The sequence below is a fragment of the Gillisia sp. Hel1_33_143 genome (assembly GCF_900104765.1).
Taxonomy (GTDB): Bacteria; Bacteroidota; Bacteroidia; order Flavobacteriales; family Flavobacteriaceae; genus Gillisia.
Map to the genome: position 1 here is coordinate 1,631,481 of NZ_LT629737.1, position 16,793 is coordinate 1,648,273.

General features: G+C 37.2%; 30 protein-coding genes and 1 tRNA gene. 2 read left to right on the plus strand and 29 right to left on the minus strand.

The genetic code is table 11. From position 1 onward, the window contains the following. Positions 1–175: 175 nt before the first annotated feature. On the plus strand, positions 176–478 hold the full coding sequence (locus BLT84_RS07405) for a hypothetical protein (protein ID WP_091263888.1): 303 nt from the start codon (positions 176–178) through the stop codon (positions 476–478). 13 nt (positions 479–491) lie between these two features. Here BLT84_RS07405 and BLT84_RS16065 read toward each other — a convergent pair whose 3' ends face one another. The 11 genes from BLT84_RS16065 to BLT84_RS07455 all read right to left on the minus strand — a co-directional run bounded on the left by BLT84_RS16065 (position 492) and on the right by BLT84_RS07455 (position 8,123). After that, positions 492–629, minus strand: coding sequence for a hypothetical protein (locus BLT84_RS16065; protein ID WP_157717906.1), 138 nt, complete (start codon positions 627–629; stop codon positions 492–494). 73 nt (positions 630–702) lie between these two features. After that, positions 703–2,013, minus strand: coding sequence for a DNA modification methylase (locus BLT84_RS07410; protein ID WP_091263890.1), 1,311 nt, complete (start codon positions 2,011–2,013; stop codon positions 703–705). Positions 2,014–2,135: 122 nt separating this feature from the next. Then, complete coding sequence (locus BLT84_RS07415) at positions 2,136–2,897, minus strand: hypothetical protein (RefSeq protein WP_091263892.1); 762 nt, start codon at positions 2,895–2,897, stop codon at positions 2,136–2,138. Between the two features lie 90 nt (positions 2,898–2,987). Further along, positions 2,988–3,413: a hypothetical protein gene (locus BLT84_RS07420; protein ID WP_157717907.1), complete on the minus strand. Its 426-nt coding sequence runs from the start codon at positions 3,411–3,413 to the stop codon at positions 2,988–2,990. 3 nt (positions 3,414–3,416) lie between these two features. Further along, a complete protein-coding gene (locus tag BLT84_RS07425) occupies positions 3,417–3,728 on the minus strand; it encodes a hypothetical protein (RefSeq protein ID WP_091263894.1) in 312 nt (103 codons plus the stop codon). Between the two features lie 6 nt (positions 3,729–3,734). Next, positions 3,735–4,316, minus strand: coding sequence for a hypothetical protein (locus tag BLT84_RS07430; protein WP_091263896.1), 582 nt, complete (start codon positions 4,314–4,316; stop codon positions 3,735–3,737). Positions 4,317–4,320: 4 nt separating this feature from the next. Beyond that, a complete protein-coding gene (locus BLT84_RS07435; protein ID WP_091263897.1) occupies positions 4,321–4,791 on the minus strand; it encodes a hypothetical protein in 471 nt (156 codons plus the stop codon). 11 nt (positions 4,792–4,802) lie between these two features. Then, the gene (locus tag BLT84_RS07440) at positions 4,803–5,819 is read right to left on the minus strand and encodes a hypothetical protein (protein WP_091263899.1); all 1,017 of its coding nucleotides are present in this window, start codon (positions 5,817–5,819) and stop codon (positions 4,803–4,805) included. 2 nt (positions 5,820–5,821) lie between these two features. Beyond that, on the minus strand, positions 5,822–6,970 hold the full coding sequence (locus tag BLT84_RS07445; protein WP_157717908.1) for a head maturation protease, ClpP-related: 1,149 nt from the start codon (positions 6,968–6,970) through the stop codon (positions 5,822–5,824). A gap of 70 nt (positions 6,971–7,040) precedes the next feature. Further along, complete coding sequence (locus BLT84_RS07450) at positions 7,041–7,583, minus strand: hypothetical protein (protein WP_091263904.1); 543 nt, start codon at positions 7,581–7,583, stop codon at positions 7,041–7,043. Positions 7,584–7,586: 3 nt separating this feature from the next. Next, positions 7,587–8,123 carry a hypothetical protein gene (locus tag BLT84_RS07455; RefSeq protein ID WP_091263906.1) on the minus strand — a complete coding sequence of 179 codons (537 nt, stop codon included), beginning with the start codon at positions 8,121–8,123 and terminating at the stop codon, positions 7,587–7,589. 186 nt (positions 8,124–8,309) lie between these two features. On the opposite strand from BLT84_RS07455, the gene BLT84_RS07460 reads away from it, so the two are divergent. After that, the gene (locus BLT84_RS07460; RefSeq protein WP_091263907.1) at positions 8,310–8,501 is read left to right on the plus strand and encodes a hypothetical protein; all 192 of its coding nucleotides are present in this window, start codon (positions 8,310–8,312) and stop codon (positions 8,499–8,501) included. Between the two features lie 181 nt (positions 8,502–8,682). Here the strand turns inward: BLT84_RS07460 and BLT84_RS07465 are convergent, their stop codons facing one another. The 18 genes from BLT84_RS07465 to BLT84_RS07545 form a co-directional block, all read right to left on the minus strand. Further along, entirely contained in the window at positions 8,683–8,862 is a 180-nt protein-coding gene (locus BLT84_RS07465; protein WP_091263909.1) for a hypothetical protein, read from the minus strand. Positions 8,863–8,925: 63 nt separating this feature from the next. Continuing rightward, positions 8,926–9,147 carry a hypothetical protein gene (locus tag BLT84_RS07470; RefSeq protein WP_091263911.1) on the minus strand — a complete coding sequence of 74 codons (222 nt, stop codon included), beginning with the start codon at positions 9,145–9,147 and terminating at the stop codon, positions 8,926–8,928. Positions 9,148–9,382: 235 nt separating this feature from the next. Next, entirely contained in the window at positions 9,383–9,625 is a 243-nt protein-coding gene (locus tag BLT84_RS07475) for a hypothetical protein (RefSeq protein WP_157717909.1), read from the minus strand. A gap of 10 nt (positions 9,626–9,635) precedes the next feature. Next, complete coding sequence (locus tag BLT84_RS07480) at positions 9,636–9,866, minus strand: hypothetical protein (protein WP_091263917.1); 231 nt, start codon at positions 9,864–9,866, stop codon at positions 9,636–9,638. A 35-nt stretch (positions 9,867–9,901) separates the two neighbouring features. Continuing rightward, entirely contained in the window at positions 9,902–10,162 is a 261-nt protein-coding gene (locus BLT84_RS07485) for a hypothetical protein (RefSeq protein ID WP_091263920.1), read from the minus strand. Further along, complete coding sequence (locus tag BLT84_RS07490) at positions 10,159–10,599, minus strand: DUF6794 domain-containing protein (RefSeq protein ID WP_091263923.1); 441 nt, start codon at positions 10,597–10,599, stop codon at positions 10,159–10,161. The genes BLT84_RS07485 and BLT84_RS07490 overlap by 4 nt, the downstream gene beginning before the upstream one ends. Next, positions 10,596–11,084 carry a helix-turn-helix domain-containing protein gene (locus BLT84_RS07495; RefSeq protein WP_091263927.1) on the minus strand — a complete coding sequence of 163 codons (489 nt, stop codon included), beginning with the start codon at positions 11,082–11,084 and terminating at the stop codon, positions 10,596–10,598. The genes BLT84_RS07490 and BLT84_RS07495 overlap by 4 nt, the downstream gene beginning before the upstream one ends. Positions 11,085–11,108: 24 nt before the next feature. Then, the gene (locus BLT84_RS07500) at positions 11,109–11,471 is read right to left on the minus strand and encodes a hypothetical protein (protein ID WP_091263931.1); all 363 of its coding nucleotides are present in this window, start codon (positions 11,469–11,471) and stop codon (positions 11,109–11,111) included. Beyond that, the gene (locus tag BLT84_RS07505; protein ID WP_091263934.1) at positions 11,468–11,806 is read right to left on the minus strand and encodes a hypothetical protein; all 339 of its coding nucleotides are present in this window, start codon (positions 11,804–11,806) and stop codon (positions 11,468–11,470) included. The genes BLT84_RS07500 and BLT84_RS07505 overlap by 4 nt, the downstream gene beginning before the upstream one ends. Before the next feature lie 24 nt (positions 11,807–11,830). Beyond that, positions 11,831–12,874 carry a nucleoid-associated protein gene (locus tag BLT84_RS07510; RefSeq protein ID WP_091263936.1) on the minus strand — a complete coding sequence of 348 codons (1,044 nt, stop codon included), beginning with the start codon at positions 12,872–12,874 and terminating at the stop codon, positions 11,831–11,833. 23 nt (positions 12,875–12,897) lie between these two features. Further along, positions 12,898–13,098 (minus strand): hypothetical protein, encoded by a 201-nt coding sequence (locus tag BLT84_RS07515; protein WP_091263939.1) that lies wholly within the window; start codon positions 13,096–13,098, stop codon positions 12,898–12,900. 1 nt (position 13,099) lies between these two features. Continuing rightward, positions 13,100–13,480, minus strand: coding sequence for a hypothetical protein (locus BLT84_RS07520; RefSeq protein WP_091263942.1), 381 nt, complete (start codon positions 13,478–13,480; stop codon positions 13,100–13,102). Between the two features lie 5 nt (positions 13,481–13,485). Beyond that, the gene (locus tag BLT84_RS07525) at positions 13,486–13,743 is read right to left on the minus strand and encodes a hypothetical protein (RefSeq protein WP_091263945.1); all 258 of its coding nucleotides are present in this window, start codon (positions 13,741–13,743) and stop codon (positions 13,486–13,488) included. Between the two features lie 13 nt (positions 13,744–13,756). Continuing rightward, complete coding sequence (locus BLT84_RS07530) at positions 13,757–15,568, minus strand: hypothetical protein (RefSeq protein ID WP_157717910.1); 1,812 nt, start codon at positions 15,566–15,568, stop codon at positions 13,757–13,759. A gap of 216 nt (positions 15,569–15,784) precedes the next feature. Continuing rightward, positions 15,785–15,882, minus strand: a tRNA-Tyr gene (locus BLT84_RS16070). A gap of 246 nt (positions 15,883–16,128) precedes the next feature. Then, positions 16,129–16,377: a hypothetical protein gene (locus BLT84_RS07535; RefSeq protein WP_091263952.1), complete on the minus strand. Its 249-nt coding sequence runs from the start codon at positions 16,375–16,377 to the stop codon at positions 16,129–16,131. A 5-nt stretch (positions 16,378–16,382) separates the two neighbouring features. Next, positions 16,383–16,601, minus strand: coding sequence for a hypothetical protein (locus BLT84_RS07540; RefSeq protein ID WP_091263955.1), 219 nt, complete (start codon positions 16,599–16,601; stop codon positions 16,383–16,385). 11 nt (positions 16,602–16,612) lie between these two features. Then, positions 16,613–16,792, minus strand: coding sequence for a hypothetical protein (locus tag BLT84_RS07545; RefSeq protein ID WP_091263959.1), 180 nt, complete (start codon positions 16,790–16,792; stop codon positions 16,613–16,615). Between the last annotated feature and the right edge of the window lies 1 nt (position 16,793).

Genomic DNA, 16,793 nt, shown 5'->3' on the forward strand with positions numbered 1-16,793 from the left:
GAAGAGGGGGAGTTGATTCATATTTCCGTGATTTTTGGCGATGGCAAAAGTCATTTCCATATAGGTTACGGCCTTTACATCGGCTTGACATTTGAGAAAAAATAAAAGCAATTTGACACTTAAAAAACTGATTAACAGAAAAGTAAGTTTTTACTTTTGAGAATAACGAGAATTTATGAGAACAGAGTACATTTCAGAAATCAAAAAACTGCTTCAAGAAAATTTTGAACCTGTGCAGTCAACCTTTGCCGCAGATGAATATACAGAGCGAAAGACCTTAAAGGAAATCTATAAATTTATTACAAATATATTGCCGGCTGACTGGGTTTATGAAAGCGACGTCTACACGATACTGGAAGAATTAGGATTCAAAAGTTTTATGTACACCTTACCTGCCCAAATAACTGAAGATGGAGATATAATACCGGAGAAAAGTTTTCTTTATTATTTTTTGAACAAAAAAACAGCCGCTATTTAAGCGGCTGTAATTTCTAATCTAGGTATTTATATCCGGTCTTTTCAAACAGTTCTTTTTTGTATAATTCGATTACATCTGCATCCGAACTTCCATGTTCAATCGCTTCTATTAAAGGGTAATGTTCGCTTCTTAAAATTTCTGTAAAGGTCATTATTGCTGCTTTTATCTATGTCTAAGCTAACACTCTTATTCCCATTCACGAAGCTTTAAAAGCTAAATAAAAGCTATTGTTCTTTTAAAAATAAATCAACTTCTTCAGCTGCTAATTTTACCCCATTTTTTAGAACCTGGAACTCCAGATTATTTTCAGTCATATATTTTACCCATCGCTTCACTTCAACATCAGAATATTTAGGATCCAGCTCTATTCCTCTGCACGATCTCCAGTGTTTTTCGCAGGCTATTAAAGTACTACCTGAACCAAGGAAGCCATCAAAGACAATATCCCGTTGTTTAGAACTATTTGTTATTAGATAACTCATTAGCTCAATTGGCTTCATTGTAGGGTGGTCTACGCTCTTTGTAGGCCTGTCGAACTCTAGTACTGTTCGTTGTTTTCGGTCGCTGTACCATGGATGAGCTGCACCTTGTTTCCAACCATAAAGGCAAGGTTCATGAAGCCAATGATAATCCTGTCGGCTCATAACTATAGAGTTCTTTTTCCAGATTAAACACTGAGAAAATTTAAAACCAGCATCTACTAAAGCACTACGGAAATTTACTCCTTCAGTATCCGCATGGAAAACATAAATAGGAGCTCCTTCTTCTGAAAAATTAAAAGCTTGACTGTAGAAATCATATAGAAATTGATAAAAGGAGTTCTTATCCATTTTATCATTGGCAATTTTATCACGCTTTTGAGTAGCTCCTCCAGTATAATCTACATTATAAGGTGGATCTGTAACGGTAAGATTGATCTTCTCTTGGTTTAAAAGCGTTTTAAACACTTCCTGACTCGTACTGTCGCCACAAATTATACGATGAACCAGCTCCTTCTTAAGGCTTCGGAGCTCGTAAATATCACCCTCAATGGATATCGGTTCCTTTGGTGGTTCAGGATCAAACTCTTTTTCTTCTTCTTCCAGAAATTCCTCCGGAATTAGATCCTCCAGTACATCAATATCACCAATATTCAATCCTAGAGATTCTAGATCTATATCTGCAAAATGCTCTTCGAGAACATCTACATCCCAAAATCCGGCAGGAACGTTAGAGGTGATGTTATACTCCTTAAATTCAATTTCGGTTAATGGACGGTTCGGGATCCTTACATCAATAAGTTCCTCTCCGCGGTCCAGGAGCATAAGTATTTTTACTCTCTGGTGACCGGCAACAATAACATTATCTGTATTGACTGCGGGTACTTCTGCAAGGTTAAATTTCCGGAGGCTGTTGATCAGCTTCTCCTTTTTTTCTTCGGTTAAGATCCGAGGATTGAATTCGTAAGGGACCAGGTCCTTTACTTTTCTTTTTTCATTGTGCCACTCAAGCGGTGCGAGTAGCGTGGTTTCAGTTAAATTGTTTAAATTTGTCATTCTCACTAAGTTTATTAATAATTAATTTGACCCAATCGATTGGGAAGACCTTGGTCCTCCAGTCCCGGTTGGGTTTAATTATTATGACTTAGTGAGATATTTTGTAGTAAGCTGGGGGACTTTTATAAGCGGTCCTCGATTTTTTGTATGTTGAGCTCGTGCTCGTGAATAGATTTGAGTGTTCTGTTAATTTGTTCCTGGATCTTGATGCGTTCCGGCTTTCTGGTTTCCTTAATCATTTCCTCCTTCCAGTTTTCAATTCTCTTTTGCTTTTTATGAATGTAATTGCCAAGGTTTACTTTCTTCAGGTACAGCTGTTGTGCTGTTAGTTTAGAGAAGTCTTCAGCAGTTTTTAGAGGTAGGAGTGTTTTATACTTGGTCCAGTGATCTATTTCTTTCCAGATCATTGATTTTTCATGATCTAAAGCTTCTATTTGAAGTATTATTTCTAAAGCTTCCTTTTCCTTTCTAGGAGGCAGATCGTTGAATACAAACTTTAATTCGCACATCTGGTACCAGATATCACTCATTCTCCTATAGCGTGGGCGTAGTTCTTTAGGAAGATCTCCAAGGCGTATCTTTTTTACTTGTTCCTGGACACTTCTGTGAATGAGATCTGCACGCTCTGCTTTTATCTGTACGCTTACCGGTGGAGTAATAATCTTTACAGGAACCGGTATTTTCTTTTCCTGTACGGGTTTAGCTTTCGTGATATTTTTTAGTTGCCTAAGCTCGTAGATAAGTGTAGATAGATTCTTTTGGGAATAACCTCTGTTTAGATTTTGAAGAATTCTATTCTTCATTACCGAAGATCCAGAGTAGAGCTGTAAGCCCTTCTCGTACTTTTTATTTTTGTCCTGAAGCCATTCATTTATTTCTTCCATACTGCTAATTTGCAAATGGCAGGAGTCAGAATAAAGGACACAAAAAAACCACTCCGGGAGAGGAGTGGTTTTCTAACTAAAAAATCAAATTTAAATGAAGAAAAGAAATATGTTATTCCGGATGTTATCTCTGGGAATATTTTCTGGCATTGGATAATTCAAAATATTAATTCTATTTTCTCCTAATGCCAAGCTTTGCCATCCAACATCTCTACTATTTTTTAGAGAATCTTTGTCAAAGGTTTTTAAAGCATTAGTCTGCGTCAAATTAAAAGAAAATTGTAAGTCGGTTTTTTTAGCAGCGACTTCAGCTGAAGTAAGATATTTATTACTAATAACATCGTTTCGTAAAACAAAATGATCAGCAGTAAGGTTAACTACATTTAACTCTAGATCTTGAGAATCCACAAAAGAAGAGTCTGTCGAATTTTTGGTCAGGTCGGCTGTAGTGGATCCGAATCCCGTAAAGCACATTAGTCCAATGCACAATATTAAAACCAGCGATTTCGCTTTCATAATTTAATTTTTAAGAGCTTTAAGTCTCACATCTACAATTCCGGCTACGGTCTTTGATTCTGTTAGGCTGGCCAGGATCTCAATTTCTTCAGCTGTTCTGGCGTTTGCAACCAGAGAAACTATTTCCTTCACGGTAAGTTTTTGCTTCTTTAAAAAAGATCCAGCTCCAGGGCCTAATTTTATCCAGGGAAAGACCCGGCGGTTAAGTCTGTAAATTGAAAATGCTTTCTCATCACTAACTTCTAGTCTAGAGTCTACCTTTCCTATTTCAGGAATATCATAACGGCCGGGTGCTATTGTAAATGCTTTCTTCATATTTTACTATGGTAATGGAGCTGGAGCAGGGAATTCTTGAATTGTTCCAGCATAATTAGGAGCCATATAAGCCTGGGTATCTTTAATTTTGATAACCGTCTGTTTTGCTTCTCCTGGTTTTTTCCCAGAGGTTGCACCAACTTCAGCAATATAAGCCGGGCTTAACTCGCTACCTATTTGCTTCACATCACCATTCTTTTCTTTGATGATATACAGCATAGGCACGTTGGTATAACGTCTCATATAACCGGCTACTCTAGCGTTGGTTCCCTTAACGGCAGCTCCAAGGCTGTTCTCCATAGAAATACTTCCAACTTCCCCAACTTGAACGGAATCAACCGAACCGCTAAAAGGAATGAAATCTACTCTATGAAAACCTTTACCTTCTTTAAAGGTGTGAGCTTCTGCAATGGTTGCCAATTCTTCATTGGTTAAAGCCGTTTTAAGGTCCTTTGGTTTTGCGATGCTTAAGAAATCCTTTATAGGAGATCCAAATACACCTACTTCGCTTATTCCAGCAACTACTTCATCTTGAGGACAAGAATCAAGATTTTCGATTGGAATTACATCTTCGCATTCTACTGCCATGATCTTATAATATTTGAGTTAGGTGGCCACAGTTTCCATAAACCAGTTCAGAAATTACTTCCTCTGTGTCGAGGATCTCTTTCTGGCTCATCGGGTGACCATCAATATTCAGTGTTTTTGGAGCGGTGGACTTGAATTTCCACTTCCTTCCACGGTCATCTTCATAGAATTCCGTTTCTTTTTCTGCTTCAATCCTAGCAGCTTCAGCTTCCGCTTCTTCAGCAGCAACTCTTTCAGCTTCCAATTCTGCAGCTTCAGATTCTTCTGTTACAGTTTCTTTAGATCCTGTTACGGTTTCAGCTTCTTCTGTTACACTTTCTTCAGATCCTGTTACAGTTTCCGTAGATTCTGTAGCAACCTGAGCAAGTTCTGCTTCCTTAGCAACAATTGCTGCTTCTAGCTTCGCGTTGGTGTCCAGACCTTCGGTATCAATACCTAGGTCTGCACATCTCGCTTTTAATTCAGTTTTATTCATCGGTCAGGATTTTAAACAACTGGAGCGGTAACACCGTCCTCGCCGTAATATTTCTGGTTTCTCTCAGTAGAACCTAGTCCTCTGGTAGTGTCAACATCATTAGAGATATAAACAAGTTCATTGATAAGGAAGTCATATCCTTTCCAGAATTCCATAAAGTATTTCACTTTGTAATCCTGCTTTTGCACGTCTGTAATTGCCGGAGCTCCATCAAATACATCGATTAACCTTTTAAAGTTATTCTCAGTAGTTGAGAAGAATAGACCATCAGTCATTCCTGGTACCGCTACAATCTCCCTCTTACCAAGACGGGTTCTCATTGCGTTATCCTGGAATTTGTTTTGACCGAATTGATCTTCATAAGCAAGTTGGTAACGCTCTGCGTCATTCTCGCTAACAAAGATTTTCTTCACTTTGTTCTTAGTCTTCTTTGGAAGACCACGCTCATATTTAGTCATCTGTGCAACAATATTTGCATCAGTTACTGCGTCAATCGGAATACGGTAAGGCATATTGTTAGCCTCAATTGCAGCATCATAAGCTAAAAGATCTGCTAATAGTTTATTTAAACCGTTCATAGAGAATCCAAACTCAGTAAGACGTGCAGGATTATAAACTCCTTCTACCTCAAGAGTGGCAAGGTTGTCTATAACCGTTGGCAAAAGCTCATTCTCTATAATATACTTAGAGATTGGCATGTCTTCTTTAGAAAGGTCTTCTTGATAAAGGAAAGCCCAGTAAGATCCAAGAATATCAGCAGGAACAATTGCGAAGTTTACCTTTTGATGAAAATCTCTTAAAATTTTGTGCTCAATTTGAAGAACACCAAGTTCATTCCATTGAGTTCCAAAACCTTGAACCACATTACTTAAAAGCGTGTGGGCTGAAGGGAATTTTCCTTTAACCTTTGTTAAAGGCTGGGTGTGTTTATCCAAAACACTGGTTGAGCGATTAATTGCTGCAGGTACCAGTCCAGGATTATTAGCTAAGAATTCACCAGATTCTTTGACGATGTCATTAATTTCCATTGTTATTTGGTATTGTAGATTGAAGAATTAAAATCGATGTAAGGAAACTTATTAGGTTTCTCTTCTGGGGCTCCGGTAGCCGTATGAGTTGCTCCGGGTTTTTTGTTAAGCACTTCAATTTGTGCTGTAAGGGCGGTTTGAACAGCTTCTGCTGTTGCGTCATCGGCAATGTTTTCTACACCGGCCAATGTTGCTGCAGCTTTTAAGGCTGTAATAAGGGCAGTAGCTTTTCCAGATTCATCTGTTAATGCCGCTTGGTGGGCATCTTTTTCTACTTGCAGAGCTGCTTCAGCTGTTGCCTTGGCATCCTGCGCATTTTTAAGAGCTGTGGCAGATGCCGACAGTGATCTCTCAATAGTGTTTTTCTGGTCCTCGTTTAGATAGCTTCCATTGTCATTAACGGCCAACGGCGCTTTTAATCCAAGGGTAGCTTCCAAATTCGGGAAGGAATTGGGTTTGCTCATTTTATTTTTGGGTTTTGTGTTTTTTGTGGGAATAGTGAAAGACATCGCTGCATATTTTTCGAATAGCTGCTTTGGTGACATGTTTACTGCGTCGCTCGGAACCTGTGCTTTTTTCTTCTGGATAATAGTATCGTAGAATCCAGATTCTTTTGCCTCGTCTGAAGTGAACCAGTTGTCTTTGTAATTCAAGTAAGTTTCGGCAACTTCTTCAGCAGTAATTCCCAGGCGCGCTTCTATAGCGGTTCCAAGGGCTTTATCAATTTTTTCTGAAGCTTGTAATTGTTCCTCTACTTCTTTTTTGTTTCCGTAGAAACCAGAAGAGGAATTGTGAATCATTAAAAGTGAATTGCTGAAAGCGTGAATCTCATCTCCGGCCAAAAGAATAAGGGCGGCCATAGATGCACAGATACCATCATTATAGGTATGGATGTATTTTTCTGAAGCGAAGAGAACATTATAAATTGCCAGACCTTCAAAAACATAACCGCCTGGAGAGTTTACACGCACATGAATAACATCTGCGTCTTTTTCTACCTCTTTAAATTCATCTGCAAATTTTGCTGCAGTATTAATTTCTTCATAGGTATCCCAGTCAATCCCGCCAATAACACCATAGATATAGATGGTAGCTTCGCGAGCTGCTAAATTTTTAACTACATTAAAGTAAGGGAGTTTAAGTTCTGCCAAAATCAAATATTGTTCGTTCACTATTATGGAAGAACAATATTAGAAGGCTAGCCTACTGGAAAAAAGGACATTACAATGAGCCTGCTAACTGGAAGGCAAGACCGCGATTTATTACCGGGAATTCTGCTTCACTTCCTGCGAAATATATAGGAGCACCATAGGTTTCCCCTTGTAAAGAGATCGTGAAACCTTTAAGGCCTAATTTATTAGGAGAGTGGAGTTCGTCATAAGAAAATAGAAGTGGCTGTAGCTGCGTTCCATATAAATGGGAGTGCGTGATCCTTACCATAAAAGCAACAACTTCTCTATTCTGAAAGCTCTCCAGAAGATCCTGAATTGCTTCATCTTGTGGTACCACCGGAAACGAAATGCCGTGATTCCAGATGGTATTACCGTTATTATTTTTAGGGCTGCTAGATAAGCTGTGCTTGTCTCTCATAAAGGGAACTACCATTGCCTGGAAGCTTTCGGGAAGTGAGTTTATAATACCCAAAACATCATTCTTTGGAGTGAGATGATCAAAGGCTGGAAGCTTGGAAGCTTCTATAATTAAAATCTTGTAAAAAGTATCAAGATTTGTTTCATCTATTAGGTTACACAGGTTGTAGATCATAATCTATTTTTGAGGGACAAATTGTGAAACTTCACATTTTGTCCCGGAGGGTGAAACGGTGTTGAAATTGGATAAAATCTCATCCTTTTTCCTCTTAAAATCACGATATAAAGTCTCTATTTTTATATCTTCTTCATCGATATTGAAAAAGTCAAGATATCTGCGCATCGATTGTAAAAAAAGTTTTTCATTTAAATGATCATTGATCAACATATTGCGAAAAAGCTCCTCTCTAAATTTCTTATCTACCTGATCATTGAATAGTTGAGCATTCTCTTTTGTTATCACCAATCCCGTTTTGGAGTAATAGGTTTCAGAAACTTCTGCCCGAAATACTTTAGTGAATTTCTTTTTAGTACAGCGTACATCATAATTCCTTCCTTGTATAGAAAGTACAAGAGATCCTATATAAGTAGACCTGTTGGCTATAATATAATCGCTCCCACAAATTACCAAGAGATATTTATAAACGTGATTTGCTACAGGGATGTTTTGAGTAACAGAACAACTAGCAATTTCAGGGGGAGTAATTTGGGACATACTTTATTTGATTTGTTCAAATATAAATTATAATCCAATGTTAAAAAAAGGACATAGCTCAACAATAACGGAAGATAAAAATGTTAACAAAATTAAAAGATAGGGACGAGTTATTTTCTTTAAACAAAATCAGATGATTTATTAAAAGAATTATAATAGTATCTTTCCGGGCTTTAAAAAAAGAATATGCCAGAATTTACTCCTGCAGAAATGGCCAGCAACATCTATCATTTAATGCTTGCACAATTAGATGGACCACAAAAAGAAGAACGCGCCAGATCTTGTGCCGGTATTTCTATTAATAAGTTGATCATGTATGGTGCAGATAAAGCCTACTGGACGCAGGTGAGAATTGCCCTGGGAAATATAAAGAATTGACATTATCCCGAACATAACACCAAATAAGAGGAATTAAAACTCCTCTTATCTCGAGTTAGGTGCAATAATTAGCGTTTATGGTAGCTAATCATCCGACAATACTCCGATCTGTACGCAGAAGCTATTAAGTTTGTTTTCGTTCGCTAATAACTGACACCTAACTGCGGTTATAAAAAAGGCTTTAATCCCAGCATTTTTCTGGTGTACTTTTGTCTTCAGGATAACCCCATTCAGAAAACCGTTCTTTGTTTTTAGGTTCTAGAACGTCTAATAGAGAGATAATGCCATCAATCCCTTCTTGCTTATTTTCAGAGTTATAAACTGTTTCGAGAATTTGTTCTGCTAGGTTTCTTTTTGTCATAATTTCATATTTAGTTAATAGTATATTTTGTTTTCATTACCGCCCTTTTCATAACCCGCGTAGTTATCTTTGGGGTGGGGTAGTTGTGTTATCTACATTAGGCTGGTTGCAACCACAAATAATAGGTCGCTTCGCTTTGCCAACTTCGCTGAACTCCAATTGCTGTGAGTATTTTTCTACAAGTCGATACATTTGATCAACACATATTGCAACTCCAAATCCTTGAGCTGTTTCTAATTCTTCTCCCAATTGTAAAATTCCTGTAATTAATTCTTTCTTTGTCACAATCTGAATGTTTTTAGTTATTATTCCGAAACTGGTGTTAATCCGCTTCGTTAGCGTAAATACTATATTTTTTCGCCGTATAAATTATAGCCCTGCTTTTCACACAGCTTTAAATGATGGTAATAAGTAGCCCAATTATCTTTATTTCTCACTAACCATCCCCATTCACAGCAAAGCTTATGAAACCACCATTTTAAAGGCAGCTTATACCATTCAGTTTGTATTTTACTCCAACTCATAATTTTACATTTTTTATATACGCAAGAGCTTCTTGTCCCTGCAATAGTATTTTATTCGGTTCTGAATTATAGTCTTTATGATCAAACTGTACATAAGCAACGCTATCCTCTCCATGTGCACAACAGGCGTTCATAACATTTGGGAGCGTTCCAATACAGCCATCATGACCTTCTGGAGTTCTATTTTTATTGCAGTGGGAGCAATGGTCTTTTCCGTATCCATCTAGATAATTTGCCATAATTTCAGATTTAAAGGAAATCAATAATCTCAAAAGTAATTTCCTTAATTTCTTTCCAATACGCTATAAAAAAAGAGACTCCTGTTGTTGGTAACAATAGGAATCCATACCTAAGAAATATCTCAAATGGTTCCGGTAATTTTTGATCTCCGTATACAGCAAGAAGTATAAACAAAACAAAAAGGGTGAACACAAGAAAGATCATTGTAGCTAATAATAATAGTTTAGATATTTTTTTCATTTTAAGTTTTATTTTTGCTTCAACTAAGAAGCGGTTTATTTAAAATTTGATTTTTTAATTTCCTCTTTCCAAAATATTTCCACCTGATTTACGAGATCTTCCATGCTAAGAACCGCTCGATCTTCATCCTCTATAGCACTTATTTCATCCCTAAATAAAACAAGCATCTGGCCGCAGGCTCCAAAAAATGCTCTTTTAATTTCCTGCCTTTGAATAGGATGCATTTGATTTTCCGTTAATCCGGTTATTTTTAGATACTTCTCGTACTGGTACTCCAGCTCTAATTCTTTACTCATAATAAGTTGCGGTGTTTTAGCCAGATGGCATAGGTAATTACTCCACTCATCTCATCTGGATGGTTAATTTTATATTCTTTTTTAAAATAGGTATGATAAGGTGATTTAGGATCCCATAATTTATAAAGGTTCCTAATATGCATAGATATCCCTCCGGAGAACATACCATGGCAAAAGATGCTAAAATTTGAAGCATTCATAATATCCAGCTCTTTAATTCCCTTAAACATTGGATACAAATCGGTTATAATTATTTTTAATTGAGATACATTAATGCATAATTGATGACCAAACAATTTCTGAGCTTCCGGGTTTACTTGGTTAATTCTAAATGCACATTTTTCACAATAGAATTTTTGAGTAGAGTAATTATAGAAAATAGCATTTTTATTACTGCAAGCGGTCCGTTTACATTCTTCTGAAAAAATTCCTTTCATATCGCTACTTCTAATGAGTTTAAATATTTCTTGTATCTCTTAATACCTCGGGCAATAGTTGTTGCGGAAACACCTAGATCTTTTCCTATACTGGAAAGTGATTCTCCTTTTATAACATGCCTTTCAAAACACTGTGCAGTTTGCTCTTTAGAAAGCTTACTTAAGGAGATACTGTTTTGGAATTTACGCTTCTCAGTAATTTTATGAGCTTTGCTCCAGAAGAGATTATTGGGGTGGATGTTCTCTATATTTCCATCTTTATACAAGGCGTAATACCTTCCATCCTGCGGTTTTTCTGGACCGTAAGTTTCCAGGATTAATTTTGGTACCGAGTATCGTATTCCTTCTATACTTACCACATTTAAAATATTATTTTCCCGGGCTTTATGATCTTTAATTTCTAAAGTCTCATTTAAATATTTAAAGGTAGATCCATCTGCACTTATTCTTAGATCTCGAAATTTTGGGTGTCTTTTAAATTCCATCAGTATTAATTTTTGCGTTAGTTGTTAATAGTTTCGTTTAATCTCTTTCTTATCAATGCTTAGATTATATAGATCTGCAGATACTTTTACTTTCATCCGGTTCTTATAGACGAGCTCGTAATACTTACTGAAGGGAGTAGTAACAATCTGTACAAAATCCGGGGAAGATCTTTTTATGAGATTGTAAGCGTACCTATGATCATCAAATAACTGTTTTTCAAAAAGGCTGACTTCTAATTGAAACCGTTCTTCCCTGGTTAAGCGTTTTTTAAGAGGGTTGATAATGTGTTTTTCCTTAAAAATATCGGTGTATTTATTAGGAATCGTTTTTACGTGAGTATCATCAAGAAAAACTTTGGTTCTGGCAGTCTCGTTAATGTGTATCATAACTCAAGAGCTTCTTTAATTTTGTCCAGTCTCATTTTATCTACAATTGTTTGACACTTTATAACTTCGTAGCCTTGTTCTTCTAGATAACTTATGATCTCATATTCTTGATGATCACTTATAGAACAATTACATTCTGCATCATTTGCATCTACCATAGAAAGTTCATCTCCAGCATAATCTTCTATTTCAGAATTATCTATATTCTCCAAAAGGAGATTATCAAAGTCAAAATCATAAGTTTTACGATCATACTCCTTGATTACTTTTTCATGTTTTCCCAAGTCTGTATTCCAAAATTGCTCTTCAATTGTTACTTTTAAAATTTTTGCCATGATTTTTATATTTTGCGTTAGTATTTATTTATTCTCTTTATTAAAATAAGCCAGGTAATAATACATCTGCTTGTCTTCATCCCATCCCTTTTCCAAATAGGTGCTGGCAGCTTTAGAACCCTTTACTACCTTAATACTTATACCAGTGTCTAGATTGATCTCTCCCTTCACCTTTTTCATGCACTCGTTAACCATCTCATTAGAAATAGAAAAATCACTGAAATCCTGAACGCTGTATTTAGGACCTTCCAACATTTTAAAGTTTTCAAATTCTTGAATAAAACTTTCTGGATGATCTATCCAGGAAGCTTCCGTAAAAACTTCACCTAAATATTCCTCTTCTATAAATTCGTCTCTGGAGGCAAAGTGGGAGTAGGTGTCATTAATAAATTCCATCTGCGTTTGTTTATCTTCTGCAGGTAAAATCACTTTATTAGCAAAGGCTTCACAAAATTTCAGGTATTTTTTTGTTTTATAATGATCATCTTCCAGCTCTTCCAGGTTCAGGAAATTTTCCATCCAGTATTTAGAATCATATTTATTAGAGTCTATATATAAAATCCTAAACCCGGTCTTGCTTTCTGGATCTGTAAGAATTAACGCTCCTTTATCTAGTTTATCTAGATTTACACCCTGTTGAAGATTCATTTCAAGTCTGCTGGTGCCTTTCTCAAATTGAAGGAAGTCAGACTTCAGCTCACTTTTAAAGATTCCAAAACCTTCAACCTTTTCATTATCAATTATAATATTTGAAAGCTGGCAGATATAAACTTCTCCGGATTTAATGTGTGGATGGGTTCCCTGGTTGTAAAGATGCTCTGCAATATCTTTGTGTAGCTCTGTATTATAAGGAACAAACAAATGGGCTATAGGCATATCTTCTGAAAATTTAAAATACTGCTCTTCTTTTTCGCGAAAAGGCTTCAGAAAAAATTCTTTTAATAGCGGGCGAATTTCATCACTAATCTCGTAAGGTTCTTGAGAAAAAAATACACCTTCTCCACGGCATTTGTTACCAACCTGATGGATGTAAAGATTCTCTATATTAGCGTTGTATAAGTTGATCATAATTTTAATTTTTGCGTTAGTTGTTAATCTTGTTTTATAAAAAATAGGAAATCGTTAATGCCTTTTCTGCAGTAGATCTGGCCCGATTTTATAAGCTGCCTCAAATATTCCTGGACAAGAGAGAATATTAAATCACTTTTTAGATAAATAGCAACCATGGAAATTCCGGATCCATTGCCGGTAATTTTGGAATTCTCTCTAATAATCTCCAGTATCTTTTCCATGTTATAATTCTGAATTTATGGTGAACACTTTGCCATCTGAAGTTGCAGGGAGTGCGCTGTCTAATTCCTGTATTAAACGAGAACACTTTGCCTGGTGTAAAGAACTTGGAGTTCCGGAGTCCAGATAATATTGCAAACTGTCTAAGGCTACAAAAGCGGTGAAAATTGCCAGTTTTAGGCCGCTATCTTTCTGGTGCGCACAAAGCTTCTTGTAGATCTCAAAACCATAACTCGATAAAATAGCGCAGTGAATATGCGCCTGAGCCGTTTTTTTATGCTGAACCTGAGCTCTTAAATAGCCCAGGTAATAATGAGCAGCTTCATTAAGAACCTCCAGATCTACAGCATCTAATTTTTTAAGTGGAATCTTTTGATTGTTCATAGCGCTTAACTTTCACCTATCATTGGTTTTCCTGCGGTCTTATTATCAAAAAACATGATCTTCTTTACAGCTTCGCCATGCTTTTTCTGAAGTCTGGATCCCATCTGGCCAGAGATCATTTCCAGCCTTCCGTACTTTTTATCTTCCTTGAAGTAAGAATACCATACAATCTTATCATCGGTTTGTAAGTACGCCACCATTTTAACCAGGCTGCATTCCTGGCAGTTATTGGTATTTCCGTGTGAGCATTCATTTCTATTCATAATTTGCGTTAGTTTAAGCGTTATATTTATTGAGGTTTGCCGCCTCTGCATCTATTAAATTTTTAAGTCCGTCTACAATAGTTTTGTTCAAATTGTGCCTGCAATACCTGTGTAATTCTTCAAAAGGAATTTTACCGTACAGATATTTTCTAACAGCAGCTCTCGCTTTTTCGTAATCTGAAAGGGATTTTTCATTGGTACCAGGTTTTACAGATCTATATCCAAACTTATCTACCCGGTCCAGTTTAATTTTCTTTTTTCGTGCCTGGTGTTTTTGCTGTTTTTCGAGACGGTTTTTCTTGCGAGTTTCTTTTTTCTTTTCGTTGGCTTTAAATTGTTTTTCCAGATACCAGAAACCTACTTCTTTGGCATCTCTTCGCTGTGTATCTAAATAATCGTTGATGTATAGAAATTGCCAGTCTCTCTTTTTGCCCCAACGCTCGGCATGATCTACCATCCACAACCATTTTTTAAACTCGGCGAGCATGGTTTTTTTATCGTAATACCTGCCGGAGAAATTCTTCAATTTTTTATCGGCAAGCTCCTCAAAACCTCGGTAAAATGCACCTGCAGCACTTTGATTTTCACGCTTTAATCGGGAAATCACCTTCATAAATTCCTGAAAGATCAGTTCACTAAATACCGGCTGGCTTAAAATTCCGTTTCTGGCTTCCCACTCCAATTTTTCCATTGGCGGCACGTGGTGAACATGTACATTTTGCGAAAGTTCCTGGCTAAGTGTCCAGGTATTCTGGATCCTGTTCTCCAGTTCTTCAGAAAAATGTATCGGTACATTTTTTTCGCGGCCCGGCGAAACCTGTTCTTGTTTTTTCTCCACTTCTGGAGAATTTTTAATTAAATTTTCAGTATCAGCACTTGCTTTTGGTTCCGGGTTTTCCTCGCTTTTGGTGACCCTGTAATTGTTTCCTGTAGCTGATGTAGTCACGCTTTTTTGCGTGACGTTCCTTATCTGGGGACTGCCAACGGCATCCCCTTTATTTTCATTATCATTTTCACCTGTTCTTGTATTACAATCACTATAGGTGGGTTTTCCCGTTTTAAATTTCACAACTAACTGACTGTTAGCGTTTTGAAGTTTTGTGAAATTCTGGTCTTTTACCTCCAAAATTTCAGGGTTAAACGCTACAGAAAAGCCCATATTTCTACCGTGAGATTTGTATTTAATAAGGATTCCGGCCTCTACTAAGTTGTGAACATGGTTCAGTATAGCATCGTTCTGAAAAGGGCACTGAGGCACTCCCTCGACCTTATATCGCTTTATGTTTTCGCTATTGGTTAATAAACGTGGCAATGTTCCGGCGGTAGTTACTCCGGCATTTAATTTTCGGGCGTTGTTGGATCTTATTTGGGCTGCATAAAAGAATACCAGGTGCGCAAAGGTTACAGCTATCTCGCTCTTTAGCTTTTTGTAGGTTCTCATAAAATAATGAGTTCCGTGCGCTCTATTAAACTCTAGAACTTTTTGGTTATATGCCATTGGTTCCAGTCCGGAAATTTTTTCCTGCTGCTTATATTCCTGGAATAATACTTTTTGCTCTGTAGTATGCGGATCTGATTTTAATGCCAGGCGAAGCTCTCTATTGATCTTCTGAATTCCGGAGCTTTTTTCATCCTGGGCTTTATTGTACGCCTCTGCAAATTTCTTGGCGTTCTGGATGGTGGTATTAATGGCTTCGCTATCCATATAGGGATACTTATACGCCTTTTTGGTAGGGCTTTTTGAAGATCCTTGAGGGAGGAGCTCCAAATTCTGGCGCATAAGTGAACCTATAGACATTTGCTGGGAGGACTCTTGTAATTGCATACTTTATAGTTTTATAATCAAATGCGGGCAGGGGTAGGGTTCTCCATCCCTGCGGCACTTGGTTTGGAGGCTAAGCCTCGCTTTTGGTCTTGTTAAAAAATGGGGTAGGTAGGGCCACCCCAAAATTTGTTGGGTATTATACTTTTAATAAAAACCGGCCGGTTGTAACCTATACCTAACCTTAACTTTAACCATCCTAAAAGGCCGGCCGGTCTTTGGTGAGAGGGAAGGAATCGAACCTTCAAAATCGAGCTACTCGCGTATAGTTTTTTCGATTACCAGTATCTGGCGCGATCACCCATTCGCAGCCTCTCACTTACGTATTTCAAAAACCTCGTCAGGCCAATTGGACTCTCATTTTTATACGGATCTGTTATCCAAATATTTACTTAGCTGATCATACTAAGTGAGCTTTGTGAAAAGGGCAGGATTCGAACCTGCACGATGCTCCTTTGCGAGGATAGGGTATTAATCCTAGGATACCCGATAGTGGAATCCAACCACTCGTTCATCTTGCCGTTAAGCTAGCGTCTGCCAATTTCGCCACCTCTCCAATAATATTATTTCTTGAGATCTGCTTTCCAGATCCTATATTCCTCTTTCAATTTTTCCAGTTCTTCCTGGTTCCCGTTGCGCTCTTCTTTTGTTATCCTGGTAAGTAATCCAACTGCCTTTTTGGTTTGCTTTCTAAGATCTCGTTCATACTTCCTGCGCTGCGCACGGGGGAGCTCCTTTCCTGCTATATTATCATATTCTCGCTGTTGGAGCGTCTCATTAATAGCCAGGGCAATTTTGTTTGTTGGTCCCATATTTATTAGCTGTTCATAAAATTAGATATCATCATTTCTGTGTTCTCTAGTCTCCATTCTTCTCCTAGTTGATCTGCTACTTTATCCAGGAGACTTTTCTTCTCTTTTTTAGGAATGGCTTTTAGCTCTTCATTGGCTAAGATCCATTCTTTAAATGCCTGCTGCTGTTCCAACGGTAGGGCGTTGAAAACAGGTTTAATAATATCAGCAGTCATGGTACTCATTAATTCAAATCTTATTTAGTTATGGGAAATGACTTCAACTTTTCTCTATAATAACTAAGTTGTAATGAGTAGATCTTGCGCAGATCTGCCTTCTCTTTAAAACAAAGGTTAGAATGCTTCAACATCTCCAAATTGGCTTCAATTCGAGATATTTTCTGCTTGTAAAAAGTGATGTCTTTTCTAAAAATCATT

Coding starts and splice junctions, on each gene's coding strand:
- BLT84_RS07410 (WP_091263890.1), bottom strand. CDS start 2,013: ATGACAAATTTAAACAATTTAACTGAAACCACGCTACTCGCACCGCTT.
- BLT84_RS07440 (WP_091263899.1), bottom strand. CDS start 5,819: ATGGAAATTAATGACATCGTCAAAGAATCTGGTGAATTCTTAGCTAAT.
- BLT84_RS07545 (WP_091263959.1), bottom strand. CDS start 16,792: ATGATTTTTAGAAAAGACATCACTTTTTACAAGCAGAAAATATCTCGA.
- BLT84_RS07415 (WP_091263892.1), bottom strand. CDS start 2,897: ATGGAAGAAATAAATGAATGGCTTCAGGACAAAAATAAAAAGTACGAG.
- BLT84_RS07450 (WP_091263904.1), bottom strand. CDS start 7,583: ATGATCTACAACCTGTGTAACCTAATAGATGAAACAAATCTTGATACT.
- BLT84_RS07430 (WP_091263896.1), bottom strand. CDS start 4,316: ATGGCAGTAGAATGCGAAGATGTAATTCCAATCGAAAATCTTGATTCT.
- BLT84_RS07495 (WP_091263927.1), bottom strand. CDS start 11,084: ATGGAATTTAAAAGACACCCAAAATTTCGAGATCTAAGAATAAGTGCA.
- BLT84_RS07485 (WP_091263920.1), bottom strand. CDS start 10,162: ATGAGTAAAGAATTAGAGCTGGAGTACCAGTACGAGAAGTATCTAAAA.
- BLT84_RS07500 (WP_091263931.1), bottom strand. CDS start 11,471: ATGATACACATTAACGAGACTGCCAGAACCAAAGTTTTTCTTGATGAT.
- BLT84_RS07425 (WP_091263894.1), bottom strand. CDS start 3,728: ATGAAGAAAGCATTTACAATAGCACCCGGCCGTTATGATATTCCTGAA.
- BLT84_RS07540 (WP_091263955.1), bottom strand. CDS start 16,601: ATGAGTACCATGACTGCTGATATTATTAAACCTGTTTTCAACGCCCTA.
- BLT84_RS07480 (WP_091263917.1), bottom strand. CDS start 9,866: ATGAAAAAAATATCTAAACTATTATTATTAGCTACAATGATCTTTCTT.
- BLT84_RS07420 (WP_157717907.1), bottom strand. CDS start 3,413: ATGAAAGCGAAATCGCTGGTTTTAATATTGTGCATTGGACTAATGTGC.
- BLT84_RS07465 (WP_091263909.1), bottom strand. CDS start 8,862: ATGACAAAAAGAAACCTAGCAGAACAAATTCTCGAAACAGTTTATAAC.
- BLT84_RS07490 (WP_091263923.1), bottom strand. CDS start 10,599: ATGAAAGGAATTTTTTCAGAAGAATGTAAACGGACCGCTTGCAGTAAT.
- BLT84_RS07405 (WP_091263888.1), top strand. CDS start 176: ATGAGAACAGAGTACATTTCAGAAATCAAAAAACTGCTTCAAGAAAAT.
- BLT84_RS07525 (WP_091263945.1), bottom strand. CDS start 13,743: ATGAATAGAAATGAATGCTCACACGGAAATACCAATAACTGCCAGGAA.
- BLT84_RS07455 (WP_091263906.1), bottom strand. CDS start 8,123: ATGTCCCAAATTACTCCCCCTGAAATTGCTAGTTGTTCTGTTACTCAA.
- BLT84_RS07460 (WP_091263907.1), top strand. CDS start 8,310: ATGCCAGAATTTACTCCTGCAGAAATGGCCAGCAACATCTATCATTTA.
- BLT84_RS07530 (WP_157717910.1), bottom strand. CDS start 15,568: ATGCAATTACAAGAGTCCTCCCAGCAAATGTCTATAGGTTCACTTATG.
- BLT84_RS07515 (WP_091263939.1), bottom strand. CDS start 13,098: ATGGAAAAGATACTGGAGATTATTAGAGAGAATTCCAAAATTACCGGC.
- BLT84_RS07510 (WP_091263936.1), bottom strand. CDS start 12,874: ATGATCAACTTATACAACGCTAATATAGAGAATCTTTACATCCATCAG.
- BLT84_RS07435 (WP_091263897.1), bottom strand. CDS start 4,791: ATGAATAAAACTGAATTAAAAGCGAGATGTGCAGACCTAGGTATTGAT.
- BLT84_RS07520 (WP_091263942.1), bottom strand. CDS start 13,480: ATGAACAATCAAAAGATTCCACTTAAAAAATTAGATGCTGTAGATCTG.
- BLT84_RS07505 (WP_091263934.1), bottom strand. CDS start 11,806: ATGGCAAAAATTTTAAAAGTAACAATTGAAGAGCAATTTTGGAATACA.
- BLT84_RS07475 (WP_157717909.1), bottom strand. CDS start 9,625: ATGGCAAATTATCTAGATGGATACGGAAAAGACCATTGCTCCCACTGC.
- BLT84_RS07535 (WP_091263952.1), bottom strand. CDS start 16,377: ATGGGACCAACAAACAAAATTGCCCTGGCTATTAATGAGACGCTCCAA.
- BLT84_RS16065 (WP_157717906.1), bottom strand. CDS start 629: ATGACCTTTACAGAAATTTTAAGAAGCGAACATTACCCTTTAATAGAA.